This is a genomic window from Blautia glucerasea, from assembly GCF_020537505.1.
Classification (GTDB): Bacteria; Bacillota; Clostridia; order Lachnospirales; family Lachnospiraceae; genus Blautia_A.
The window spans coordinates 24,812-51,188 of sequence record NZ_JAJBMO010000001.1; the positions used below are offsets into that span (position 1 = coordinate 24,812).

Consider the following 26,377-nt stretch of genomic DNA (forward strand, 5'->3'; position numbering starts at 1 on the left):
AGCCTGTATTTTTCATAGACTATATAGAAATCCCCTTTGAGGTAGCGATTTGAAGACATTTTTGAAACCTTTGACAATGGCCGAGGAGCAGTATTATCTTCAGCAGTACCAAAGGGGCGATATGGAAGCTAAAAATATTCTCATAGAACGCAATCTGCGGCTTGTTGCCCATGTGGTAAAAAAATATCAGGGAACCGATATGGAACTGGATGATCTGATCTCCATTGGCACCATCGGACTTATGAAAGCAATCTCCACCTTCGATTCCACCAAGACAGCACGGCTGTCCACCTATGCCGGGAAGTGTATAAACAACGAATTGCTTATGTTATTCCGTTCACAAAAAAAGCATTCCCGGGAAATATCGCTGTATGAGCCTATCGGCACCGATAAGGAGGGAAATGAGATCCGTCTTCTGGATGTGATGGAAGGACCAACTGTAGATGTTGTGGAGGAATATTCTACCCGGGAAGATATCTGTCATGTACTGGATTCCATGAAAGCGGTGTTGTCTTCCAAAGAATATGAAGTAATCTGCTGCCGTTTCGGACTTTTCGGCTGCAGGGAACAGACACAGCGGGAAATAGCCCGGCATCTTCACATCAGCCGTTCCTACGTTTCCAGAATTGAAAAAAACGCCCTGCAAAAACTGCGGACGCTTTTCCCTTAACCTTATGCCTCACTGCGGCGGAGAATATCGTAAACCTCTGCTCCACCGCCCAAATCTACAAACAGCTTCTGCTGGGGATGGGGAGCGCTTTCTACGGAATTGCCCTCCTCATCATAGATTGCCTTCACCGGTACCAGAAGATTGGTTCCGTCCGGCTTCATGATCTCAATACTCTCTCCCACAGTAAACTTATTTCTCTGTGTGATCTGCACATAGCCTCTCTCATCGACTACTTCTGCAAATCCCAGATAGGTATATCCCTTCTCGTAGGTATTGTTGTCATAAATCTGTGATTCCTCGCCTGGCTTGCCGTAGAAGAAGCCAGTTGTAAATTTGCGGTACGTACAGCCAGCAATCTGCTCCTGATACCAGGACATATTTGCCTGGTATTTGGCCGGATCTTCCAGGTAATCGTCAATTGCCTTGCGGTACGTACGTGCAACTGTGGCCACATACAGGGCCGTTTTCATACGCCCCTCGATCTTCAGGCTGTCGATTCCACTGGTGAGGATGTCATCCATATGCTCGATCATGCACAGATCCTTAGAATTAAAAATATAGGTGCCGCGCTCATTCTCATAAACAGGCATAAATTCTCCAGGTCTTGATTCCTCTACAATGGAATATTTCCAGCGGCATGGATGTGTACAGGCGCCCTGGTTTGCATCCCTTCCTACCAGATAATTGCTGAGCAGGCAGCGGCCAGAATAGGAAATACACATTGCTCCGTGAATGAAGGTCTCAATCTCCATGTCATCCGGAATATTGGCACGGATCTGGCGGATTTCCTCCAGGGAAAGCTCACGGGCGGTTACCACACGCTTCGCTCCAAGCTGGTACCAGAAACGGTAAGTCTCGTAATTGGTATTATTGGCCTGGGTACTAATATGGCGCTCAATCTCAGGACAGATCTCCTTGGCATAGGTGAAAATACCTGGATCTGCTATGATCAGGGCGTCCGGTTTTAATTCCTTAAGCTCTTTTAGGTATTCCCTTACTCCTGCCAGATCGTAGTTATGCGCAAGAATATTCACTGTCACATAGACTTTTACACCATGCTCATGGGCAAATGCAATTCCCTGGGCCATTTCTCCCTTTGAAAAATTATGGGCTTTGGCACGAAGGCCAAAAGCTTCTCCTCCAATATAAACAGCGTCTGCTCCGAACACCGTGGCAATCTTCAAAACTTCAAGGCTGCTTGCCGGAACTAATAATTCTGGTTTACGCATATCATTCCTCTTTCTTTACACTGATGGATGCCCCGTCTCCCAAAGGAAGTACGGAAGTCTCCAACAGCGGATTGTGTTTCAGTTCATAGAGATATTGACGCATTCGCTTGTAAATCGTACGGTTGCGCCGCTCTACAAGGTAATGGGATTCAATAATGTCTCCTTCCTGAAGAACATTGTCAGAGACAAGAATGCTGCCCTTATGCATTAATCTTAACACATCCGGCAGCCAGTTAATGTACTGCCCCTTGGCAGCATCCATAAAAATAAGATCATAGGTTTCATCCAGTTCTTTCAGGATCCCGCCTGCATCCCCGGTAAGAAACCGGATCTGGGATTCCCGCCCCGCCTTTTTGAAATTCTTCAGGGCAATGGGAATCCTTTTCTCATAATTCTCAATTGTTGTTATCTTCAGATTCTCAGGTCCGTATTCACACATCAGTAAAGTGGAAAACCCAACTGCAGTTCCCACCTCCAGGATTTTCTCCGGACGGGTGGCTGCCAGGAACATTTTCAGAAAGCTCTGCATTTCCTTGCGGATAATGGGAACTCCTCCTGCAAGTGCTTCCTTCTCCAGTTCTTCCAGAAAGGGAGTATTCCCCATATCAAGAGAATTGATGTACGTACGCATCCTTTCCTCAACGATCACTGTCCGGACTCTCCTTCCACTGCAGTTCCATCAGTTGCCTGCGTGTCAGCTGTACCATCTGCATTCTGGGTATCCGCTGCATCTGTTCCTGCATCTGTAGTCTGGGAATCAGCTGCCGTATCAGCAGCGGCACCAGTATCCTGTGTGACACCGGTCTGTTCCTCATCCCCGGCAAGAATTCCCATAATACGCGCAGGGGTGTATGCAGTACTTAACAGATAGGTTCCAGCCTTCATTTTCCCCTTGTATGTAGAAAGTTTCTCCTGTGCATAGAACACCGTACTGTCTTCGATCAGTCCCTTGCTTTTCAGGATCTTGGCTACTTCATAGGTGGATGAGCCTTCCGGAATCACAACTGTCACTTCCTGTCCAGCTCCCGGGCTGACAGCCTGCTGGTTAAAAACATTGTAACCGAACTGATACGCCGACTTGCCGATCCAGAAGACCAGCACTGCAACACAGACGTAAAAAGCAGTACGGAAAATTCCACCGGCTACAAATAGCCCTGCCTTTCCCACCTGATCTCTTGTATTACCCATGCTTCCTCCTTATAATTCAGGGATATCCAGATCAATCCCCTCTGTAAGTGTTTTGCAGATTTTCTGCATCAGCTTGCAAAGTGCAAGCTCTGCGTCAAGAAAAGCATTTACAAGGGGATCGCTGCGAAGCTCCCTGGATTCTCTGTTGAGCTGCTCCGTTACCCGGAACAGCTCATCTCTGTTTGCTTCATTCTGTAATCGGAAATTATTTCCTCTGAAGGCATTTACACGGTCCATCAGTTCCGGGTTCTCTTTCAGAAGATCTCTGTATTTCACAAATTCCTGATATTCTTCACTGCCTTGTACAGCCGCCAGAAGGGCGTCTATACACTCTTTCATTTCGTTCATTGTGCCTTTCCCTATGCCTCCATAATGATCGGAAGGATCATCGGACTTCTCTTGGTGCGTTTCCATACGTAGTCGCTCAGTGCATCCTTTACAGCTGCCTTGATTTTGCTCCAGTCTGTAATGCCTTTATCCAGACAGCCGTCAAGAGCCATTTCCACAACCTCTCTTGCATGATCCATAAGATCCTCGGACTCTCTTACATATACAAAACCTCTGGATACAATATCCGGTCCGGCCAGTACCACATTGCTGTGTCTCTCCAGTGTCATGACAACGATCATAATACCATCTTCGGAAAGATGCTGTCTGTCGCGAAGTACGATGTTTCCAACATCACCTACGCCAAGACCATCTACCAGGATTGCGCCGGTGTGTACAGAGCCGGTAACAGCTGCACTGTTTTCATCAATCTCCAGAACATTTCCGGATTTCAGGATAAAGATATTGTCATTGGAATATCCAAGTTCCTGTGCCACCAGCTTCTGGGCTGTAAGGTGACGGTATTCTCCATGTACTGGGATCGCATATTTCGGCTTCACCAGAGAGTAGATCAGCTTGATCTCTTCCTGGCAGGCATGTCCGGATACATGTGCATCCTGGAAAATAACCTTGGCACCCTTCATGGAAAGCTCGTTGATAACCTTGGAAACTGCCTTCTCATTGCCTGGGATCGGATGAGAGCTGAAAATAATGGCATCATTTGGCTTAATGGTGATCTTCTTATGAATATTGGCTGCCATACGGGAAAGAGCTGCCATAGATTCGCCCTGGCTTCCAGTGGTGATCAGCACCAGCTGTTCATCCGGATAATTCTTTACCTGGTCAATCTCGATCAGTGTCTGATCTGGAACACGCAAATATCCAAGCTCTGCAGCAGTGGTGATAACATTTACCATACTGCGGCCTTCCACAGCAACTTTTCGTCCAAAACGGTATGCAGTGTTAATGATCTGCTGCACACGGTCCACATTGGAAGCAAAGGTTGCAATAATAATTCGTGCTGTCTTATATTCATTAAAAAGATTGTCAAAAACATGGCCTACTGTACGTTCAGACATGGTAAAGCCTGGACGTTCTGCATTTGTGGAATCGCACATAAGGGCCAGAACTCCCTTGCGTCCGATCTCCGCAAATCTCTGCAGGTCAATGGCATCGCCAAATACCGGTGTATAATCCACTTTGAAATCGCCTGTGTGTACCACAATTCCAACTGGTGAATAAATAGCCAGAGCTGATGCATCCTGAATACTGTGATTAGTCTTAATAAATTCAATGGCAAAGTCACCAAGATTGATCACCTGACCGTGCTTTACCTCTTTTAACCTGGTGCTCTTAGTCAGATTATGCTCTTTCAGCTTGTTGCTGATCAGCGCAAGTGTCAGCTTGGTGGAATAGATCGGTGCATTTACTTCCTTCAGCACATACGGAAGTGCTCCGATATGATCCTCATGTCCATGGGTGATCACAAATCCCTTTACCTTGGAAATATTCTCTTTCAGATAGGTGATATCCGGAATTACAAGATCGATTCCCGGCATATCATCTTCTGGAAAGGCAAGTCCGCAATCCACTACTACTATACTATCTTCATACTCAAAAGCTGTAATATTCATTCCAATCTGTTCCAGTCCACCCAGTGGAATGATCTTCAGCCTGGAGCCGTTGTTATTTTTACGAGGTCTCTTTAAAGCAGGTTTCCCCTGACTGCGAAACTGTGGCTTATAATTCCCCTTCGCCGGTCTTCCCTCCTGCGAGCTCTTCTGTCCATCTTTCTTCGGCTGTGCCTTATATTTATAATTTTTATGTCTGAAATTCGGTTTTCTTGTTCCGTTTCCGGCTGCCGGAGTTTTTTGCCCATTGTTGTTCATTTCATTTTCCGTCTTCAATCAATCCATCCTCCATTTTTGCGCACTTTACCCTCTAGACGGGTTACATTTTACTGGTAACCCAAACGTTCTTCACGGTACAGGATAAAGCGTCTTTTTAGTTATGGCCATTGTTCGGCCTGCGTAAGGAGCTTTCTGCCAGATCATTACACTTCAAGATCCACGTCATCCAGCATCTGTTCAAACACCTTGGAAATTGCAACCAGTTCCTCCTCATCCTCTACCATCTCGTAGCTGGCTTCCTCGCTTCCCTCTTGGGAAACATCCCTCATAATGTAGGCATTCGCCTCATCATCCTGGGAATCTGAAACCAAAAGGTAGGTAATTCCTGCAACTGTTGTCTGTTCTTCCACAAAAAATTCTATAATCCCGTTCTCGGATTGAAATTTAATTTTCTCCATTATTTTCATCCTTATTCATATTCATTCTGTCCAGATATCCCTGTAAGATCAAAACCGCTGCCATCTGATCGAGAAACTGCTTCCGATTCTCACGTCTGACACCAGTCTCCATCAAAGTCCGCTCTGCTTCCGCTGTAGTCAGTCGTTCATCCCACATCACAACAGGCAGGCCAGTTCTCTTCTCCAGTTTTTCTTTAAACTCAAGAGATTTCACCGCCCGCTCGCCGATGGTATTATTCATATTCTTCGGATATCCAAGGACAATACGCTCTACCTGATATTCCGAAATCAGTTCTTCGATCCGCGCCATAGTCTGACGAAGCTTATTCTCCTGCTTACGCCAGACCGTTTCTACACCTTGTGCGGTCAATCCCAGTGGATCACTGACGGCAACGCCCACCGTCTTGGAACCGTAATCTAATCCCATTAACCTCATAATCAATATTCCCAGGATCTGTTCTTAATATACTCGGTCAGCAATTCCTCAACAAGTTCGTCACGCTCAACCTTCATGATCATGCTTCTGGCGCCCTTATGGCTGGTGATATAAGTAGGATCACCGGACATAATATAGCCTACGATCTGATTCACCGGATTATAGCCTTTTTCTTCCATTGCGTTATAAACCAGGTCCAGGATTTCTTTTACCTCAAGCTCCTGATCTGGCTTTGTTCTGAAATATTGTGTACTTCCCAGATTATTTTCTGCCATTTTTCTCACGTCCTTACGATTATTTCTTTTTTATTTTAATATAATTGCAGGCAAATTACAATCCTAATTTTGTATTGCCTGCTGAAACCTTACTGATTCCGGTTCATGGCATGACTGGAAACTGCTTCCTGTCACTTTGGCTATCCCTTACAGGACCTGTATTTCTTCTCCCAATAAAACATGTGGCTGCAAAGCCTTTTGGGCCTTCACTGCCAGAATATCATTGACACTGTATTCCCCGCTCTTTGGTACTGCTACCTTTACATATTCCCTGGAATGTCCCAGATAATATGGTTTTCCTTCAATGTCCACTTTCTCCTCCAGAAGCACCTCCAGACTCTTTCCAAGAAGAGAATCCTCATATTCGGTAGCCCGGATCTGATGCAGCTCCAGCATTTTATCACTTCGCACAGCTTTCTCAGCCTCTGTCAGCTGTCCAGACATGGCAGCAGCCTTGGTTCCATGGCGGCGGGAATACTTGAAAATATGAGTCTCATAGAAATGGATATCCTTCACAAAATCATAGGAAGCCTGAAAATCCTCTTCGGTTTCCATTGGGAATCCAACGATCACATCTGTAGTCAGTGCCGGATTTCCAAAATATTTACGAAGAAGCTCACATCTTTCTTTATACTCTGCGCTTCTGTATCTTCTGTTCATCCGCTCCAGAGTGGTATCGCAGCCGCTCTGCAGGGAAAGATGAAAATGTGGGCAGACCTTCGGCATGGAAGACAGCTCTTTTGCAAATTCTTCTGTTACAATTCCAGGCTCCAGGGAACCAAGACGGATCCGCTTTATTCCATCCACTTCATTCACAGCCTGGATCAGGGAAAGCAGTGTCTCCTTTTTCTCATCTTTAAAGTCCACCCCATAGGAGCTGAGATGGATTCCAGTGAGCACCACTTCCTTATATCCTGCTTCTGCAAGCTTCTGCACTTCTTTTAAAATATTCTCTTTTTCCCTGCTTCTCACACGGCCTCTTGCATAGGGAATAATGCAGTAAGTACAAAACTGGTTGCAGCCATCCTGCACCTTAATGTAGGCGCGCACATGCTCGGCGGTGCGGCTGATCTCCAGCTCTTCATATTCCTTTGTCTGGTTGATCTTAATAATATGAGCCTGGCGCTGATGCTCTTTTTCATACTCTGCCAGAACTTCCACAATGTTCTTCTTCTGGTTATTTCCAAGCACCAGATCCACGGCTTCATCCTTTTCCAGTTTTCCCTCGTCCGTCTGCACATAGCAGCCTGTGGCTACCACTACGGCGCCAGGATTCATCTTTTTTGCCTTATGAAGCATCTGGCGGGATTTGCGGTCTGCAATATTTGTGACCGTACAGGTATTTATCACATAAACGTCAGCCCCTGGCTCAAAAGGCACGATCTCATATCCAGCCTGCTCCAGAAGCTGCTGCATGGCTTCCAGCTCATAAGAATTCACTTTACATCCAAGATTGTGTAATGCAACCTTTTTTTTCATTCTTTCCTCCATAACTTGTAAACTTTTTATACAATTTCACTAATTCTATTGCCAATTTTTCTCTTTTTTCACCTTGACTTTTATTCGGGCTACAGGTAATATGGGTACTGTAAAGCAAACCACTAACTATTCAAGGGAGGTTATATCACAATGAAAACAGCAAAAATCTCACTTAACTCTATCGATAAAGTGAAAGCATTCGTAAACGAGATCAGCAAATTTGACTGCGACTTCGACCTGGTTTCCGGAAGATATGTGATCGACGCTAAGTCTATCATGGGCATCTTCAGCTTAGATTTATCCAAACCGATCGACCTCAACATCCATGCTGATGGAGCTGCTCTTGACAGCGTTATGGAGATCATCGACAAATATACAGTTGAATAATGAAATATTCGATTGTGTGAGGAACTGTTCGCAGTTCCTCTTTTTTTATAAAGCTTCCCCATCCAGCCAGCCTGAATTTCTGGAGCTTTACGGTTCATATCCTTCATAAAGGCAGCAAACACTTTTGGCTGACACAGGACGGGGAAATATGCTTCTGCTATTCTCTCTTTTTACTGGATTTCGATTACTTCTGTCGTATTAAGTGCTGCTTCCATCAGCTCGTCAATCTTCTCAGCCAGTTTTTCCTCTGATTTACGGATCACATTCAGATTCGGCTTCGTAACCGGATGCTTTGCAACAAAGATCGTGCAGCAGTCTTCATATGGAAGTACGGAAGTATCATAGGTTCCAATCTCCCAGGAACGCTCCACGATTTCCTGCTTATCAAAACCAATTACAGGACGGTATACCGGAAGTGTGCACACCTCATTGGTAGCAGCAAGGCTCTGTAAGGTCTGGCTGGCAACCTGACCGATGCTCTCACCTGTGATAAGGCCAAGACAATTATCCTTCTTTGCAAAATGCTCGGCAATCCGCATCATGTAACGGCGCATAATGATGGTAAGCTCATCATGTGGGCACTGATCATAAATGTACAGCTGGATATCGGTGAAATTTACTACGTGAAGCTTGATCGGTCCGCTGTATTTTGCTACCAGCCTGGCCAGGTCTACAACCTTCTGTTTCGCACGCTCACTGGTGTATGGCGGAGCATGGAAATAAACAGCTTCGATCTTAACGCCACGCTTGGCTATCATATATCCTGCTACCGGGCTGTCAATTCCGCCGGAAAGAAGCAGCATGGCTTTTCCATTCGTTCCAACCGGCATTCCGCCGGGTCCCTTGATGCTCCTGGAATATACATAAATTTTCTCACGGATCTCAACAGAAACAGTAAGCTCTGGCTGATGTACATCCACCTTTGCCTCCGGAAATGCATCCAGAATACTCTCTCCGATCCTTGCACTTACTTCCATGGAATTTACCGGATAAGACTTCCTGGCACGTCTCGTATATACCTTAAAGGTTCCATTATAGTCCGGATGTACATTCTTCATGTACTCCACAACGTCAGCACGCATCTGCTCAAAACCATTGTCCTCATAGATCACAACCGGGCAGATGTAAACGATACCAAATACAGTCTTTAATGCTGCTACTGCCTCGTCAAAATCGTATTCCTCCGGGCAGAATACGTAAACACGTCCCTGCTCCTTTACAACACGGTAATCGCCCTCGATCTTGGAAAGGGCAATGTTCATCTGCTTCACCAGGGCATCTTCAAACAGATACCGGTTCTTGCCCTTGATGGCTATTTCTGCGTATTTTATTAAAAATGCGTGAAATATCATTTATTTTCCTCCTCAAATTAAACTTTTATGGTTCATTTCCTAATTCCATTATCCAGCACTGTATCAGTGTCTTGAATATCTCCGGAGCATGGGAAGCACCTGTCCGATCACTTCCAATGCATAATCCACTTCCTCAAATGTATTTTCCTCCGAAAAACTGAATCTCAGGGTACTTTCTCTCTGGGCTGCCTCCATTCCCATTGCACTCAAAGTTCCGGCAGCCTTTCTCTTATGGCTGGAGCAGGCACTTCCGGCCGAAACGTATATCCCTTTCTCCTCCAATGTATGGAGCAGTACCTCACTTCTCACACCCATAAAGCTGGCGCTTAAGATCTGAGGAGCTCCTTCCCGCAGCTCCATTCCATTCAGACGAACATCCGACAGTTTCAGAAAACCGGTAGCCAGGCGTTCTTTCAACTGGTACATGTGCTCGATCTTTTCCTCAAAATCTGTATAAACCATCTTAGCCGCAACTCCAAGTCCGGCAATTCCAGGTACATTGTCTGTACCGGAACGCATGCCTGCCTGCTGCCCGCCGCCTAAAATCTGAGGCTGAACCTTGGCTTTCTCATTAATGTATAAGAACCCAACGCCCTTAGGACCGTGGATCTTATGACTGCTTACAGAAAGCATATCAATTCCCACTTTCTTTGGATAAATGCGGTATTTGCCAAACGCCTGGATCGCATCTACATGGTAAAGGGCCTTCGGGCCTTTCTCATGAACCAGTCTTCCAATCTCTTCCACTGGCATCACGGCACCAACTTCGTTATTTACATACATGGTAGACACCAGAATGGTATCCGGCCGTAAAGCCCTCTCAAGGGCATCCAGACGTATTACTCCTCTGTGATCTACCGGCACGATTGTCACCTCGTACCCCATCTGCTCCAGGCGTTCCACAGGCTGTCCCACAGCCGCATGCTCCACAGAAGTGGTGATAATGTGGTTTCCGCTTCTTTTATTTGCATCCGCTCCGCCGAACAATGCCAGGTTATTGGACTCTGTTCCGCCGGAGGTGAAAATGATCTCTTTTTCATTTACTTTCAGGATTCTGGCAAGTGTCTGTGCTGATTCACGGACATACTTCTCTGCTTCCACACCTTTTAAATGCATTGCGGAAGGATTTCCAAAATCCTCTATCATTGTTTTTACTACAATCTCTGCCACCTCAGGATAGCATCTTGTGGTAGCAGAATTATCAAAGTATGCTTCCATTTCTTACTCGTCCTCTTTTTCCAGTGCGAACATGAGAATAGACAGCATGGTCATGCCGGCTGTCTCTGTACGCAGGATTCTTTTGCCCAGGGTGACCGGCTTTGCGCCAGCTTCCATGGCATCTCTCACTTCTTCCTCTTCAAAGCCCCCTTCCGGGCCGATAAAAATACCAATAGACTGGCCTGGCTGGATTGCCCCCAGAATTTCTCTGGTCTCCTTCATGCCCTTTGCAAGCTCATAGGGAATGAGAAGCACATCCAGCTCTTTTGCAAGGGCAAGTGCCTCCCTCCAGCTCATCACATTCTTCACTTCCGGGATCAGCATACGCTTGGACTGTTTGGCTGCGCTCTCAGAGATCTGCTGCCATCTGGTCACCTTCTTCTGGGCTTTCTTTGCATCCAGCTTCACCACGCAGCGCCTGGTTTCAACCGGGACAACAGCGTAAGCGCCAAGCTCCACAGCCTTTTGGATGATCAGTTCCATCTTGTCTCCCTTTGGAAGTCCCTGAAACAGATAGATCCGGCTTGGGAGCTCATACTGAGGCTCCTGGGCATAAAGGATGTGAAGAACTGCGCAGTCCTCCTGGAACTCTTTTATGGTACAGTGATACTCTTTCCCACCGCCGTTACTGATCCACACATCCTCGCCAATACGCATGCGCAGAACATTTTTCATATGGTTCAGATCGGAACCGGAAAGGGTAATTCTGTGTTCTTCTTCCTGAACCTGGTAAGGCTCCACAAAAAAGCGCTGCATAATTATTCCTTTCTGGCTGTTACAGATACCCATTCTCCCTGATGGGTTACCTCAACCAGCCGAAGTCCGGCATCCCTCACAGCCTGAACAACCACTTCTTCCTTCACATCCAGGATACCGGAGGTGATGTAGTAAGCGCCTTTTTTCATCTGATCTACAATGACAGGTGTAAGCGGCACCAGTACATCTGCCAGGATATTGGCTGTTACAATGTCATATTTCTCATATCCAACGGTATCCTGAACCTCTTTGTCATCAATAATGTTTCCGATGAGCATATCAAAGGTCTCGTCCTTGATATCATTTGCTTCTTTATTATCTGCCACGGCCGGAATCGCGCATGGATCAAGGTCCGTTCCCACAACATGGGCAGCCCCCAGCTTCAGTGCTACGATTCCAAGAATACCGCTTCCAGTTCCCACATCCAGCATCTGGGTATCTTTTGTTACAAATTTCTTCAGCTGACGGATCACCAGCTGGGTAGTCTCGTGCATTCCAGTTCCAAAAGCAGTGCCAGGATCAATGTGAAGGATCATTTTATCTTTATCTTCTTCCTTTACTTTCTCCCAGGACGGAACAATAAGAATATCATCTACATAGAACTGATGGAAATATTCTTTCCAGTTGTTGATCCAGTCCTTATCCTCTGTCTGGGATTCGGTAATGGTACCCTCTCCGATGTCCATGTATCCGCGCACTTCCTCAAGGACTGCACGTACACGGGCAAGAACAGGCTCCACTTCTGTATTTTCTTCCAGATAGAAATTCAGATAAGCGATTCCGTCATCAGCCGGACCCTCCGGCATAATATCCACAAACATCTGCTCTTTATCAGTCTCTGTAAGGGGCTGTTTGTCCTGAATCTCCACGCCCTCAACGCCAACATCTGCAAGGGCAGAAATGATTACGTCTTCTGCTTCTGTTTTCGTTTTAATAGTAAAGCGATTCCACTTCATACTCTTTCTCCAATCTTTTATAAGAAACCTATAGTTACTATAATGTCTGATTCTTTTTTCCCCGGTCAAAAATCCGGTATACCCAATTGTGCCGCTGTCCGCTCTGGTAAAATCTCCAGAAACCTTCTACCAGAACCAGCGCCGCAATGGCATCCACAATATAATGCTGCTTCAGCACCTGGGTAGAAATTATGACCAGCACTGCAAACACCAGGGAAAATTTCTGATACCATTTGGGTACCTTTTCTGATCCTGCCACGCCCCGCCAGCACATCCAGCTTACATAACAGTGAATGGATGGGAAAAGATTAGAAGGACTGCTTCCTCCATCCAGGGAATAAACCAGCAAAAGGATTTTCTCCGAAATAGTATTCCCGGCAATCTCTGGCCGTATATTGGTAGTGGGGATCAGGATAAAGCATATAAAACAAATAAAATGTATGGTCAGATCCGTGGCAACGAACCGATAAAACAGATCCTTGCCCCGTCTTGCTGCCAACATATAGCCTGCCGCCCAAAAGGGAAATGCCAGAATATAGAACCACACAAATACAGGCAGTAAGGGTACTGCCCTGTCAAATGCCGTTGTAAAGTCATAGTGATACCTGCCAGCAGTAAGTGCGCTGCTTCCCCAGTAGATCAGACAGTTTACTGCCAGAATCGCTATTAGAGGTGGAATCAACCACCCGGGAATGTATTCCTTTAACAGTTCTTTTTTCTTCTTTGTCAAAGCAAAACTCCTTTCCGGATTCTTGCGGTGTCACAGCATTACTGCTCTCTTTATCCACGGAACGCCTCGCGTAACCTTACCAGTGAGCAGCAACCCCCGTGACCTTAGGGCTACTCTTTAATATACAATAAGTAACAAAAAAAGAAAAGAGGATATCTCCCCTTTTCTTTATTCTTTTATTGAAAACCTACATTTTTATTCTTCAAATGTCTCTTTTAATTTGTCCATGAAGCTCTTTTTCTTCTTTTCAGACTTCTCAGCCCCATCATTGTCACCACTTGCCGGCCGGTTGCCGCAGGCTTCATCAAACTTCCGAAGAGCCTCCCTGGCTTCCTCGTTTAAGTTGGTCGGCACCTGAACAACAAGTGTTACATAGTGGTCACCACGGACATTCTTATTGCGAAGAGACGGAACCCCTTTGCCCTTCAGGCGGATTCTGGTATCTGTCTGGGTTCCTGGCTTCACTTCGTAGAGAGTCTCACCGTCTACTGTATTCAGTTTGATCTCGCCGCCAAGTGCTGCCTGCGCATAAGTGATCGGTGCGGTAGAATAAATATTCATATCCTGTCTCTGGAAGATCGGATGACGTGCTACATTTACCTCTACCAGCAGGTCGCCTCTTGGACCACCGTTTGTGCCAGGCTCGCCTTTATCACGGATACGGATACTCTGGCCATTGTCAATACCAGCCGGAATGGATACTTTGATCTTCTTACGGTTGGAAACATAACCAGTGCCGCGGCAATCCGGACATTTGTCCTTAATGATCTTACCGGTACCATGACAGTCCGGGCAGACCTGAACATTACGCACCATGCCGAACATGGACTGCTGGGTATAAACGATCTGTCCTTCCCCATTACATTTTGGACAGGTAACTGGTGAAGTACCAGCTTTGGCTCCAGAGCCGTGGCAGGTGGTACACTCATCCTTCAAAGTAATCTCAAGCTCTTTTTCACAGCCAAATACAGCGTTCTCAAAGGTGATGTTCACACGTGCCCGTAAGTTTGCGCCCTTCATAGGACCATTGTTGGCACGTCTGCGGCTTCCGCCGCCTCCGAACAGGTCTCCGAAAATATCTCCGAAGATGTCACCCATATCTGAACCGGAGAAATCAAAGCCGCCAAAGCCACCTGCTCCGCCACCGCCACCGTTTTCAAAAGCGGCATGGCCAAACTGGTCGTACTGTCTTCTCTTGTCCGGGTCACTTAAGATACTGTAAGCTTCTGTTGCCTCTTTAAATTTCGCTTCAGCTTCCTTATCTCCCGGATTTACGTCGGGATGATACTTCTTGGCAAGCTGACGATATGCTTTTTTTAATGTAGCCTCATCTGCGTTTTTGTCAACGCCTAAGACTTCATAGTAATCTCTTTTATCAGCCATGATTTCTTTCTTTTCCTAACTTTTTGTATTTGGTTCTCTTACGGAAAAGCACTCTAACATGCTCTCCCAGTAATATGTCTTCTACCACCACTGCCCGGTCATGAATCATGGCCGGGCTGCAGTTTCATGTTCCAAATATTGGAACCCAATTATCTATTCAATTAAACCTCTTTGTAGTCAGCGTCTACAACATCATCGCCGTAGCCTGCTTCGTTACCGCCCTGGGAAGCTCCTCCCATGTCCGGTCCTGGGCCAGCCTGGCCAGCGCCGCCCTGTGGGTTCTGTGCCTCATACATCTTTGCGAAAAGCTTCTGGGCACTTTCCATCATCTTCTCCTGAGCCGCTTTGATCTCAGCAACCTGAGCATCGCCGATCTCATCTGTGTTTGCATATTTTGCAAGGATGTCTTTTAATGCATTTAAGTCAGCCTCTACAGAAGCCTTGTCATTTGCATCAATTTTATCTCCAGCTTCTTTCAGTGCATTTTCAACCTGGAATACCATGGAGTCTGCATTGTTCTTTGTATCAATTGCCTCTTTACGTTTCTTATCCTGAGCCTCGAACTCAGCAGCTTCTTTAACAGCCTTGTCGATTTCAGACTCAGACATGTTAGAACCAGCTGTGATTGTGATGTGCTGCTCTTTGCCAGTTCCAAGATCCTTAGCAGATACATTTACAATACCGTTTGCATCGATATCGAATGTAACCTCGATCTGCGGAACACCACGACGTGCTGGCGGGATTCCATCCAGACGGAACTGTCCAAGGGACTTGTTGTCTTTCGCGAACTGACGCTCACCCTGTAATACGTTGATATCTACAGCTGTCTGATTGTCTGCTGCTGTAGAGAAGATCTGGCTCTTCTTGGTCGGGATTGTTGTATTTCTCTCGATCAGACGAGTTGCGATACCACCCATTGTCTCAATGGACAGGGAAAGTGGTGTAACATCAAGAAGAAGGATGTCACCGGCACCAGCCTCACCAGAAAGCTTACCACCCTGGATAGAAGCACCAAGTGCAACACACTCATCTGGGTTCAGGGCCTTGCTTGGCTCTTTGCCTGTCAGCTGTCTTACTTTATCCTGTACAGCCGGAATACGTGTAGATCCACCAACCAGAAGTACCTGGCCAAGATCAGCAGCTGTAAGGCTTGCATCAGAAAGTGCACGGCGAACCGGCTCTGCTGTCTTCTCAACAAGATCATGTGTAAGTTCATCAAATTTAGCTCTTGTAAGGTTCATATCAAAATGCTTCGGTCCCTCAGCAGTTGCTGTGATGAATGGCAGGTTGATATTGGTTGTTGTTGCAGAAGAAAGCTCTTTCTTAGCTTTCTCAGCAGCTTCTTTCAGTCTCTGAAGAGCCATCTTGTCGTTGCTTAAGTCAACGCCCTCTGTTCTCTTGAACTCAGAAAGCATGTAGTCTGTGATTCTCTGGTCAAAGTCATCACCACCAAGACGGTTGTTACCAGCTGTTGCAAGAACCTCGATAACTCCATCACCGATCTCAATAATGGAAACATCGAATGTACCACCACCAAGGTCATAAACCATGATCTTCTGCTCTTTCTCATTGTCAAGACCATATGCAAGAGCTGCTGCTGTAGGCTCGTTGATGATACGTTTTACATCAAGGCCTGCGATCTTACCAGCATCCTTGGTTGCCTGACGCTGAGCATCGTTGAAATATGCAGGAACTGTGATAACTGCTTCTGTAACGGACTCTCCAAGGTATCCCTCAGCGTCTTTTTTCAATTTCTGAAGGATCATAGCAGAAATTTCCTGTGGGGAATATTTCTTGTCATCAATTGTTACACGGTAATCTGTACCCATCTCTCTCTTGATGGAGGAGATTGTTTTCTCTGCGTTTGTTACAGCCTGACGTTTTGCAGGCTCACCTACCAGACGCTCACCTGTCTTTGTAAATGCTACAACAGATGGTGTTGTTCTGGATCCTTCTGTATTTGCGATAACGGTTGGCTGTCCACCTTCCATAACAGCTACACAGCTGTTTGTTGTACCTAAGTCAATACCAATGATTTTTCCCATGATAATTTTCCTCCTGTTTAAAAATCTATGTTCTAAATTTAGTAAATGTCAGTGAAGTTCGATTCACTAAATTCGGTCTGCGCCTACGGCTTGCCCTCATTAAGTGAGCTCGAACGACCTCGCACTAAGTTCAGGCTTCACATTCTGCCCGCCTTCACTAAGTTGCTTTCGGTCAATTTGCAACCTTTACCATGCTGTGTCTTACAACAAAATCCTTGTAAGTATATCCCTTCTGGAATTCCTCTACGACGATGTTCTCGCCAACGGATTCGTCTTCCACATGCATGACTGCGTTGTGCAGATTTGGATCAAATTCCTTGCCTACAGCTTCGATCGGCTTCACGCCCATCTCATCGAAGGCTGTCATCATCTGCTTGTAGATCATCTTCATGCCTTCTGCAAATGGATCTTCCTCAGGTGCCTGTGCAAGGCCTCTTTCGAAATTATCCACGATAGGAAGCATCTTTTCAACGATGTCCCTGGCGCCGATGATGTACATGCTGGATTTCTCTTTCTCCGTTCTTTTACGGTAGTTATCGAACTCAGCCATGCTGCGCTTCAGTCTGTCTGTAAGCTCTTCAATCTGCTGTTCAAATTTATCTTTCTCTTTTTTCTTCTTGCCAAAGAAAGAAGTTTTTGTCTTAGATTCCGGTTCCTTCTGGGATTCTTCTTCCTGGGCTGGCTGCTCAGTTTCTTCTGCCTGGGCTGCCTCTTCGGAAGTTTCCTCTTCTGCTGTCTGGGCTGTATCTGCTGCCTCTTCTTCACTTCCGTCGGTCACCGGAATATCAACTGCTTCTTCCTGTACTTCGGCTTCTTTATTCATTTCTTCTGACACGCTTTCAACCGCCTTTCTAGGTTTTCTTATTTACCATTTCATCAAGCTGGACTTTTAATTTCTTTAAGCTGTCCACTACATTCTCGTAATCCATTCGCTTGGGACCAATGATTCCAATGGTTCCCCGCATTCCATCGCCCAGCTCGTAAGTAGCTGTGACCACGCTGCAGTCCTTCATGGTACGTACCGGAACTTCATCTCCGATGTATACCTGAACTCCTGTGTTCTGGGAATCTCCCATTTCCTCACGGACCATATCCGCAAGTTCCTGCTTATCCTCAAAGGTGGAGATCAGCTCACTTGCCCTGGATGTATCTGCCAGCTCTGGATACTTAAATATGTTGGTTGCTCCCGATGTATATACCTTCATATCTTCTTCATCCACATGAATGGTAGCTGCAACTGCGTCCAGCACATCTGCAACCACACCACTGTGGCTTCCAGCCTGTTCCTTTAATCTGGCGATCATGCCAAGATTGATGTCCTGAATCGGAACACCGTTCAGGTTGGTATTAAGAAGAAGATTCAGCTTCAGGATCGTCTGGTCATCCATCTCCTCTTCAATATTAATGATCTGGTTCCGGATGACATTGCCTTCACATACAACTACAGCGATCAGCTGATGTTCGTTGACTCGTGAAAGCTGAATGAACTTCAGGGTGCTTCCTTTATATTGAGGAACAGCAACCATTGCCGCATAGTTGGTATTCGTGGCAAGAACCTTTGCTACCTGCTTCAATACCTTATCCATCTTGTCTGATTTCTCAATCATCAGATCACGGATCTCTGCGATCTCGGCTTCCTTCTCCCTGGTAAGCTCATCAACATAAAGGCGATAGCCTTTATCAGATGGAATTCTTCCGGCTGAGGTGTGAGGCTGTACAATGTAGCCCATATCCGTCAGATCGGACATCTCATTTCGGATGGTAGCGGAGCTGACATTCAAATCCGGATACTTGGAAATGGTTCTGGAACCAACCGGCTCTCCTGTTTCCATATAAGTCTTGATGATTGCTTTCAGTATTTTCCGTTTGCGCTCATCTAATACTTCATCCATGAAATATCTGCTCCCTTCTGAAAAGCTGACGGACAAACATGTTTCTGATTTCCGTCTGGCTTCTTCGAATTCCTTTGTTAGCACTCATTATTTATGAGTGCTAACATCTATGCTCTTAAGATACACCTCAGTATTCCGTTTGTCAATATTTTTTACAAATTTTTTTCATCTTTTTTGACAGTTTTTACCTTAAACTTAAATCTATCCAGCTAAAATACAAATCAGTTAAGGCTATTGTTCACTCTGTTCGCAAAACACCCTTCGCGGAATATTGCCAGGGAACCGTAACAGATATCGCACACTCTGTCAGTTTTACCTTATCACTCACAAAAAAAAGATGTCATGGAAAATTTCTCTCTGACATCTTTCTTCTGCTTATTACTTCCTATAATTTTCCAAATAATCTAAAACCTCTTCCGGATCATCCAAAAATACCACCAGATCCAGCACAGAAGAATCCATGAATTTTTCTTCCGCTGTATATTCCAGCAGGGCTTTCATCTTATTATAATATCCATCAACGTTATACAGTACAATTGAACGGTCAATACGCTTCAGGCTTTTTAAGGTAAAAATCTCAAAAAACTCTTCATAAGTACCGATTCCTCCAGGAGTTACAATAGTAGCATCTGATTTTTCCTCCAGAAGCTTCTTGCGTTCTCTCATATTCTCCGTAAAAATAAATTCCGTGCATTTCTCATATAAAACTCCCGGCTGGTCAAAAAAACGGGGAGCGATTCCAAGTATATACCCCTTTTCCGCCGCCACGCCTCTGGCTGCTGCCCCCATCATTCCAGTAGCTCCGCCGCCAAACACCAGACCATGTCCTCTTTTCCCCATTGCTCTTCCAAGCTCTTCTGTTTTTTCATAATAAATATCTTTCAGCAGGGCACTTGACGCACCGTATACACAAATATTCAACCTGTTATCCCCCTTATTTTTTATTCTAAGTTACACTAGGTCTGTTTTCTTGTCAATAAAGTATACTATGAAAACGAATTAGTTACTGTTCACTCCGTTCACAGCAACACGCTTCGCGATGCACAGAAATCATGCATTCGCATGATTTCGCGCCGCAATTCTCGGGTTTTCTGTGAGCTTTGCCCACAAAAAAACACCTGGCGGGACATTACCTGTGAACAGTAACACGAATTATTATGCAGAACAAGCATTCGACTTTCTCTGTACTTTTAGAGATGGGAATGATATACTAAACGAAATGGAACACGAAAACAAATAACCAAACAGCAAACACGAAAAAGACATAGAAAAATCAGGAGAATACTATGGATCATTTTGAATTACATTCCGAATATAAACCAACTGGTGACCAGCCCCAGGCCATTGCAAAGCTGGTGAAGGGATTTCAGGAGGGAAACCAATTTGAGACTTTGCTTGGCGTTACTGGTTCCGGTAAGACCTTTACTATGGCTAACGTTATCCAGGCACTAAATAAGCCTACGCTGATCCTGGCACATAATAAGACACTGGCGGCGCAGCTTTATGGGGAATTTAAGGAATTCTTCCCGGAGAACGCAGTGGAATACTTTGTTTCTTATTATGATTATTATCAGCCTGAGGCATATGTTCCATCCTCTGATACTTATATTGCCAAGGATTCCGCTATCAATGATGAAATTGATAAACTTCGTCTTTCCGCCACCGCTGCTATGTCAGAGCGGAAGGATGTTATCATTATTTCTTCCGTATCCTGTATCTATGGTCTTGGTTCTCCCCAGGAATTCCAGGACATGATGATTTCCCTGCGTCCTGGCATGACCAAGGATCGGGATGAAGTGATCCGGGAACTGATCAGCATCCAGTACACCAGAAATGAAATGGACTTTCACCGAAGTACCTTCCGTGTCCGTGGTGATACTCTGGAGATTTTCCCGGCAAACAGCTCGGATACAGCCGTCAGGGTGGAATTTTTTGGAGACGAAATCGACCGGATTTCTGAGATTGATGTGCTCACTGGAGAGATCAAGTGCCAGCTTGCCCATATCGGCATCTTTCCTGCTTCCCACTATGTTGTGCCTGCGGAACAGATTCAGAAGGCTGCCATTGCCATTGAAGAAGAATTAAAAGAGCGGGTAGATTATTTCAAAAGCGAGGATAAACTTCTGGAGGCCCAGCGGATCTCTGAGCGCACCAACTTTGACATTGAGATGATGAAGGAAACCGGCTTCTGCTCCGGTATTGAGAACTATTCCCGTCATCTTTCCGGGCTCGAACCAGGTCAGCCGCCTTATACGCTTCTGGATTACTTCGGGGATGACTTTCTTCTTATTATTGATGAATCCCATAAGACCGTTCCCCAGGTTGGCGCCATGTACGCCGGTGACCAGAACCGTAAGCAGACCTTGGTAGACTATGGCTTCCGTCTGCCCTCTGCCAAGGATAACCGTCCCTTAAGCTTCGAAGAATTTGAGAATAAGCTGGACCAGGTTTTATTCGTATCTGCTACCCCTGGGGATTACGAATATGACCACGAGCTTCTTCGTGCAGAACAGATCATCCGTCCTACCGGACTTCTGGATCCCAAGGTGGAGGTCCGCCCTGTGGAGGGACAGATTGACGATCTAATTTCCGAGGTAAATAAGGAGACTGCAAAGAAAAATAAAATATTGATCACCACCCTCACCAAACGAATGGCTGAAGATCTTACCCAGTATATGAAAGATGTGGGAATCCGTGTCCGTTATCTTCATTCCGATATTGACACTCTGGAGCGTGCGGAGATCATCCGTGACATGCGTCTGGACGTATTTGATGTGCTTATTGGTATTAACCTTCTGCGGGAGGGACTTGATATCCCCGAGATCACTCTGGTGGCTATTCTGGATGCAGACAAAGAAGGCTTCCTTCGTTCTGAGACTTCCCTGATCCAGACCATCGGACGTGCCGCCCGCAACAGTGAAGGCCACGTTATCATGTACGCAGATGTAATGACCGATTCCATGAGAAATGCCATTGATGAGACCAACCGTCGTAGGGAAATCCAGGAAGCCTATAACGAGGAGCATGGAATTACTCCTACTACCATTAAGAAAGCCGTCCGCGATCTGATCGCAGTTTCCAAAGCGGTGGCAGAAACCGAAGTGAAGCTAAAGAAGGATCCGGAATCCATGAGCAAAAAGGAGCTGAAGAACCTGATTTCCCAGCTGGAGAAACAGATGCGCCAGGCAGCCGCAGAGCTAAACTTCGAACAGGCGGCAGAACTGCGTGATAAAATGATCGAGCTGAAGAAGAACCTGGCAGACGCAGAAAAATAACCCTTTAATTGTGCTGCGTACGCCTCTTCTTCCCCTTTAAATTTTACTATTTTGTGTGCTGAATGTTCGTCGAGGAGGGACGCATCTGGACAATGGGTATTACTCACTTTTGTTTACTTTCACTGCAAAATTCCTAAAATCCCCTTCCGCATTCTCCGCGAACATTCCAATATAAGTTCCGGTAAAGCTCATATACATGGTTCCTTCCGTAGCCAGTCCAGCAGTAGATCCGCCTCCCAGCTTCTCATAATGTTCTCCGTCTTTGCTGTACCAGAAATCATAGTTCAGCGGATCACTGGTAATCCGAAGATGAATATTTTTCCCAGAGGCAACTACTGCTTCTGCTGTTCGTGCAAACATGTCGTGAATATGCTTTGCAAGGCAGACTTTGTACTGTCCCTGTTCTCTAGTAAGGTAGATTTCATAATGATAAAATTGATTGTAAAAGGCACCAAGACCGACTCTTTTTGACGCCTCAGAGTCATTATTTTTACCAGGGCAGGGCTCCGAAAATTCCTGTTTTTCGCCAAGTTCTGCCAGACTCACCACAGCATCTGCCTCAATCTCAAACGCCTTCTGCCGGATTCCGATCCAGGTAGGTGTATCTGTATCATTTAAGGTCACATCCGAGCCTTTTAGGATCAACTGTCTTGCAGCTGTATCCCGCACATAATTTTCCATATGCGGATTTCGAACCCAGTTATAATGCAGACTAAATTTTTCCTCTGAAAAATCATCTGCAAAATCTCTACACACCGGCTGTACCGCACCAGGAAGTGGTCCATCCATCTCCAACGCAATTCTGCCGTCATTTCCAACAACCGGCCAGCCTTCCTCATTCCAGACCACAGGACTAAGGAAAGTCTCTCTACCCAGATGGTGAAGTTTCAACCCGCGCTGCGGAGTACAGGACGGCCGGATTCCCAGGCAGACCAGCCACCAGTTTCCATTCTGATCCACTTCCAGATCCGCATGCCCGGTGCAGGCAATAGAACCATCCGGATTATCCTTGTGGCTGAGAATAGGGTTATGCGGACATGGCTCATAAGGTCCAAAAGGAGAATCCGCTCTTTGCATGGTAACCATGTGCCCATATTCTGTACCACCCTCTGCAAGCAGCAGATAGTATTTTCCATTCAGCTTATAAATATGCGGTCCCTCCGGACAGATTCCACCGCAGCCATGGCTGATACACACGCTCTCAGACAGCTTCTCTCCCGTGTATGGATCAATTTTGCACATAAAAATACCATCTCTGCCCTCTTTGTCTCTGGACGTAGAAGCAAAGTAAACATCCTCACCGTCAAACAACAGGGTAGGATCAATTCCTCCCTGGTCAATCCATACCGGCTTAGACCACTCCCCATAAATATCACTGGTATGTACGATCAAATGCCCCTTATGTGACACATTGGTGGTCGTCATAAAAAACTCACCCTCGTGGTAACAGAGCATTGGCGCATAAATTCCCCCAGATGACCGCGCCCCATCCAGATAAAGCCGCTCCTTATCTTTCAGACAATAATTGATCAGTTCCCAGTTCACCAGGTTCTTACTGTGATAAACCGGCACTCCCGGGTAAAATTCGAAAGTTGAGTTTACAAGATAAAAGTCATCTCCCACTCTGCAAATAGAAGGGTCTGGATTATATCCGGAAATAATGGGATTTTGATATTTCATTACTTTCCTCCTGATTTTTTTCATGTCGTATTGTAAATCATTCTGCCATTTATTATAATAACATTATAGCTATAAATTTCAACAATATAATAAGGAGGAAACTATGAAAAAGACAAAGAAATTAACCACTTTGTTGTTTCTATTTTGTTCTCTGTTCCTTTGTCTGACTGTGTTTTTCCAGCCTGCAAAGGCAGCTGATTCACTTGCCCCGGCTGCACAGGACAATCTGAATGTCAGCTTGAGACGCACTTCAGATCTGGTTCCCGTTTCTGATGGATACATGCGGGTCTTCTATAAGAAAACGGCTGTGGGAATCGAGTATTACGACAATCACCTTCAGATCAAAAGCCGAAAAGAGATTGCCCTGGAACTGCCATTATGGGGTGGTTTTTATGCTGGCTCTGACGGCTATTATCTGGTAGAAGGACAGAGCAACACTACAGAAGACGATACAGCAGAAGTGATCCGTGTCATCCGCTATGACAAAAACTGGAAACGAAATGGCGCAGCTTCTATTACAAGTAATCCCGATCTTTTTGGTGGGGAAGTCCGTTACCCATTTGATTATGGCTGTGTGGAAATGAGTGAAAATAACGGAAAGCTCTATATCGTTACCGGTCATCAGGGATATGTGGATGAATCCGTCGGACAGGGACATCAGGGATTTCTCATGATCCAGGTCGATCAGTCTTCTATGACTGGAAAGATTGTTTCCTGTGACCTATGGCACTCTTTTGCCCAGTATATTAAATCCAAAGATAACTACATGTATGTGCTGGAGCAAAGTGAAGGCTCACGCTGCACCAAGCTTTCCCGATACGACAGAGATACCCTTGAGGAGACTACCATTGAACTATTTCCATATGGCGGTTCCCGTACTTCAGTGTGGGCTCTTAACTGTTATGCAAGTGTAGACGGTATGGCCGTTTCTTCGGATCATGTATTGTGTATTGGAACCTCCATCGACCAGTCTAAATATGACCAGGTAACCGAGGATACCCCACATAATATTTACCTCACTGTCACGCCTACATCTGATTTTTCCCAGAAGGCTACGGTGACACGCCAGCTCACCGACTTTACCAACAATGGAAAAAGCTTTATGGGTGTAAAGATCACCAAGATCAGCGACAACCGTTTCATGATTTCCTGGGAAGAATATGTGGATCCGGAAAACGAAAAATATGCAGATGATGACAACCTTTCTTCCAGTACACTGCATTACCTTTTTGTAGACGGAAAAGGCAACACCATCAGCAAAGAATTTACAACAGTAGCTCCAATCTCCGATTGCCAGCCAGTTGTAAAGGATTCTAAAGTTGTTTATTATGCTTCCAATGCAAATACGGTAAACTTTTATTCCATTGATTCCAATAGCGGCACAGCATCCAAAAAGAGCTATCAGATTGCTGGTGACAACGCTTCCTGGAGTTTTAAGAATGGTGTTCTTACCATTTCCGGTCAGGGTGCCATTTCCATCTCTAAGGACGAAAACTACCGCCAGCCTGTTTCTTCCACTCAGTATGGCTATTTCTTTACAAATGGAACTTCATGGAAATCCATTCAGAACAAAGTAAAAAAAATTGTGATCAAAACCGGTATTACCAGTATCTCAGATAATGCATTTGATTTCCTTCCAGCCTTGGAAGAAGTTGAGATTGAAAAGGGTGTACAACGAATCGGAAAAGAAGCCTTTGCTTACTGTGACAATCTTCGAACTGTCACATTGCCAGCCAGCGTGATCAGTATTGGAGATGACTTTGTATGGACAGGAAGCTACTGGTGGGGAGATAATGAGCATGTCAATTACGCCGCCATCCACGCCCCATACAATTCTTATGCGATTACCTATGCTAAGAAAAACGGTCTCCGTTATGCCTGCGATATTACAGAAGCCAAAGTGACCGGATTACAGAAATCTTACAATTATACAGGTTCCCCGATCACACCCGCTCTGACGATCACGCTTGGAAACCAGAAACTTGACGGAACCACCCACTATTCCGTGTCTTATGACAACAACATAAAGGCCGGAACTGCCACCATGAAGATTACTGGTAAAAACGGTTATTATGGAACTATTACCTTAACCTTCCAGATTGTGTCTGCCAATAACAGCAATAGTAATAACAATAGCACTAATAAGCCGCAGACAACCGTAAAAACGTTCAACGACGCTTATAATGTTTACACAGTTAATAAATCCGGTTCCACCGTCACTTTAAAGAAACCGCGTTCCCGCAATATTACCGCTGCCAAAATCCCATCCACGGTAAAAGCCAATGGAAAAACTTACAAGGTAACTGCAATTGCTTCTAATGCATTTAAAAACTGCCGTAAGCTGAAACAGGCAACCATTTCAGGAAACATTACAAGCATCGGTTCCAGCGCTTTCCAGGGCTGCAGCACTCTGCGCACGGTAAAGATCGGTTCCAAGGTTACCTCCATTGGAGCAAAGTCTTTCTACGATTGTAAGGCACTGACTTCCGTCACCATCCAGACCAAGAAATTATCTTCCAATAAAGTTGGAAAAAGCGCCTTTACCAAAGCCGGCCGCAGCAACTATAAGAAATTGAAAGTAAGAGTTCCAAAAAGCAAGCTCTCCGCTTACAAGAGGCTGCTAAAGAGCAAAGGACTCTCTGCCAAGGCTAAAGTAAGCAGGTAATTGTTCAATAATATTTAACACTCCCTATACAAATGCAAGAGGAAACCAGTTCTGTGCATGGTTTTCCCTTGCATTTTGTTTCCCCTGAATATAACAATTGCGAAGAATGGAGTATAACTACATTTC

Annotated in this window: 24 protein-coding genes; 4 read left to right on the plus strand and 20 right to left on the minus strand. The window is 45.4% G+C overall.

Annotated elements, in window-relative coordinates; genetic code table 11:
* The first annotated feature begins 49 nt into the window (after positions 1-49).
* On the plus strand, positions 50-670 hold the full coding sequence (gene sigK, locus LIQ05_RS00110) for an RNA polymerase sporulation sigma factor SigK (protein WP_226817831.1): 621 nt from the start codon (positions 50-52) through the stop codon (positions 668-670).
* Between the two features lie 2 nt (positions 671-672).
* On the opposite strand, the gene LIQ05_RS00115 is transcribed toward sigK, so the two are convergent.
* From LIQ05_RS00115 to mtaB, 9 genes are all read right to left on the minus strand, one after another.
* The gene (locus LIQ05_RS00115) at positions 673-1,899 is read right to left on the minus strand and encodes a peptidase U32 family protein (protein WP_226817832.1); all 1,227 of its coding nucleotides are present in this window, start codon (positions 1,897-1,899) and stop codon (positions 673-675) included.
* Position 1,900: 1 nt separating this feature from the next.
* On the minus strand, positions 1,901-2,548 hold the full coding sequence (locus tag LIQ05_RS00120) for an O-methyltransferase (RefSeq protein WP_226817833.1): 648 nt from the start codon (positions 2,546-2,548) through the stop codon (positions 1,901-1,903).
* Positions 2,545-3,087 (minus strand): endolytic transglycosylase MltG, encoded by a 543-nt coding sequence (locus LIQ05_RS00125; RefSeq protein ID WP_226817834.1) that lies wholly within the window; start codon positions 3,085-3,087, stop codon positions 2,545-2,547. The genes LIQ05_RS00120 and LIQ05_RS00125 overlap by 4 nt, the downstream gene beginning before the upstream one ends.
* Positions 3,088-3,096: 9 nt before the next feature.
* Positions 3,097-3,435, minus strand: coding sequence for a YlbF family regulator (locus LIQ05_RS00130; protein WP_226817835.1), 339 nt, complete (start codon positions 3,433-3,435; stop codon positions 3,097-3,099).
* A gap of 11 nt (positions 3,436-3,446) precedes the next feature.
* Positions 3,447-5,303 (minus strand): ribonuclease J, encoded by a 1,857-nt coding sequence (locus LIQ05_RS00135; RefSeq protein ID WP_226818047.1) that lies wholly within the window; start codon positions 5,301-5,303, stop codon positions 3,447-3,449.
* A gap of 164 nt (positions 5,304-5,467) precedes the next feature.
* Entirely contained in the window at positions 5,468-5,722 is a 255-nt protein-coding gene (locus LIQ05_RS00140; protein WP_226817836.1) for a DUF1292 domain-containing protein, read from the minus strand.
* Positions 5,709-6,158, minus strand: a complete 450-nt coding sequence (gene ruvX / locus LIQ05_RS00145) for a Holliday junction resolvase RuvX (RefSeq protein WP_226817837.1) — start codon at positions 6,156-6,158, stop codon at positions 5,709-5,711. Before ruvX ends, LIQ05_RS00140 begins: the two co-directional genes overlap by 14 nt.
* A 2-nt stretch (positions 6,159-6,160) precedes the next feature.
* On the minus strand, positions 6,161-6,433 hold the full coding sequence (locus tag LIQ05_RS00150; protein WP_021925017.1) for an IreB family regulatory phosphoprotein: 273 nt from the start codon (positions 6,431-6,433) through the stop codon (positions 6,161-6,163).
* 147 nt (positions 6,434-6,580) lie between these two features.
* On the minus strand, positions 6,581-7,912 hold the full coding sequence (mtaB, locus tag LIQ05_RS00155) for a tRNA (N(6)-L-threonylcarbamoyladenosine(37)-C(2))-methylthiotransferase MtaB (RefSeq protein WP_226817838.1): 1,332 nt from the start codon (positions 7,910-7,912) through the stop codon (positions 6,581-6,583).
* A 150-nt stretch (positions 7,913-8,062) separates the two neighbouring features.
* Between mtaB and LIQ05_RS00160 the strand changes: the two genes are divergently transcribed.
* Positions 8,063-8,299: an HPr family phosphocarrier protein gene (locus LIQ05_RS00160; RefSeq protein WP_021925019.1), complete on the plus strand. Its 237-nt coding sequence runs from the start codon at positions 8,063-8,065 to the stop codon at positions 8,297-8,299.
* Between the two features lie 170 nt (positions 8,300-8,469).
* Here LIQ05_RS00160 and thiI read toward each other — a convergent pair whose 3' ends face one another.
* The 10 genes from thiI to LIQ05_RS00210 all read right to left on the minus strand — a co-directional run bounded on the left by thiI (position 8,470) and on the right by LIQ05_RS00210 (position 19,552).
* Positions 8,470-9,651 (minus strand): tRNA uracil 4-sulfurtransferase ThiI, encoded by a 1,182-nt coding sequence (gene thiI / locus LIQ05_RS00165; protein WP_226817839.1) that lies wholly within the window; start codon positions 9,649-9,651, stop codon positions 8,470-8,472.
* A 63-nt stretch (positions 9,652-9,714) separates the two neighbouring features.
* Positions 9,715-10,869, minus strand: a complete 1,155-nt coding sequence (locus tag LIQ05_RS00170) for a cysteine desulfurase family protein (protein WP_226817840.1) — start codon at positions 10,867-10,869, stop codon at positions 9,715-9,717.
* 3 nt (positions 10,870-10,872) lie between these two features.
* Positions 10,873-11,625, minus strand: coding sequence for a 16S rRNA (uracil(1498)-N(3))-methyltransferase (locus LIQ05_RS00175; RefSeq protein WP_226817841.1), 753 nt, complete (start codon positions 11,623-11,625; stop codon positions 10,873-10,875).
* Positions 11,626-11,627: 2 nt separating this feature from the next.
* Positions 11,628-12,581, minus strand: coding sequence for a 50S ribosomal protein L11 methyltransferase (prmA, locus tag LIQ05_RS00180; RefSeq protein WP_226817842.1), 954 nt, complete (start codon positions 12,579-12,581; stop codon positions 11,628-11,630).
* 37 nt (positions 12,582-12,618) lie between these two features.
* On the minus strand, positions 12,619-13,311 hold the full coding sequence (locus tag LIQ05_RS00185; RefSeq protein ID WP_226817843.1) for a phosphatase PAP2 family protein: 693 nt from the start codon (positions 13,309-13,311) through the stop codon (positions 12,619-12,621).
* Between the two features lie 195 nt (positions 13,312-13,506).
* Complete coding sequence (gene dnaJ / locus LIQ05_RS00190) at positions 13,507-14,694, minus strand: molecular chaperone DnaJ (RefSeq protein WP_226817844.1); 1,188 nt, start codon at positions 14,692-14,694, stop codon at positions 13,507-13,509.
* 161 nt (positions 14,695-14,855) lie between these two features.
* Complete coding sequence (gene dnaK, locus LIQ05_RS00195) at positions 14,856-16,739, minus strand: molecular chaperone DnaK (protein WP_226817845.1); 1,884 nt, start codon at positions 16,737-16,739, stop codon at positions 14,856-14,858.
* A 172-nt stretch (positions 16,740-16,911) separates the two neighbouring features.
* Entirely contained in the window at positions 16,912-17,562 is a 651-nt protein-coding gene (gene grpE, locus LIQ05_RS00200; protein WP_264292693.1) for a nucleotide exchange factor GrpE, read from the minus strand.
* A 28-nt stretch (positions 17,563-17,590) separates the two neighbouring features.
* Positions 17,591-18,631, minus strand: a complete 1,041-nt coding sequence (gene hrcA, locus LIQ05_RS00205; RefSeq protein WP_226817847.1) for a heat-inducible transcriptional repressor HrcA — start codon at positions 18,629-18,631, stop codon at positions 17,591-17,593.
* 378 nt (positions 18,632-19,009) lie between these two features.
* Positions 19,010-19,552, minus strand: coding sequence for a TIGR00730 family Rossman fold protein (locus tag LIQ05_RS00210; protein WP_226817848.1), 543 nt, complete (start codon positions 19,550-19,552; stop codon positions 19,010-19,012).
* Between the two features lie 365 nt (positions 19,553-19,917).
* On the opposite strand from LIQ05_RS00210, the gene uvrB reads away from it, so the two are divergent.
* On the plus strand, positions 19,918-21,906 hold the full coding sequence (gene uvrB, locus LIQ05_RS00215) for an excinuclease ABC subunit UvrB (protein ID WP_226817849.1): 1,989 nt from the start codon (positions 19,918-19,920) through the stop codon (positions 21,904-21,906).
* A gap of 99 nt (positions 21,907-22,005) precedes the next feature.
* On the opposite strand, the gene LIQ05_RS00220 is transcribed toward uvrB, so the two are convergent.
* Positions 22,006-23,586 (minus strand): glycoside hydrolase family 43 protein, encoded by a 1,581-nt coding sequence (locus LIQ05_RS00220; protein ID WP_226817850.1) that lies wholly within the window; start codon positions 23,584-23,586, stop codon positions 22,006-22,008.
* A 103-nt stretch (positions 23,587-23,689) separates the two neighbouring features.
* On the opposite strand from LIQ05_RS00220, the gene LIQ05_RS00225 reads away from it, so the two are divergent.
* Entirely contained in the window at positions 23,690-26,251 is a 2,562-nt protein-coding gene (locus tag LIQ05_RS00225; protein ID WP_226817851.1) for a leucine-rich repeat domain-containing protein, read from the plus strand.
* Positions 26,252-26,377 lie beyond the last annotated feature (126 nt).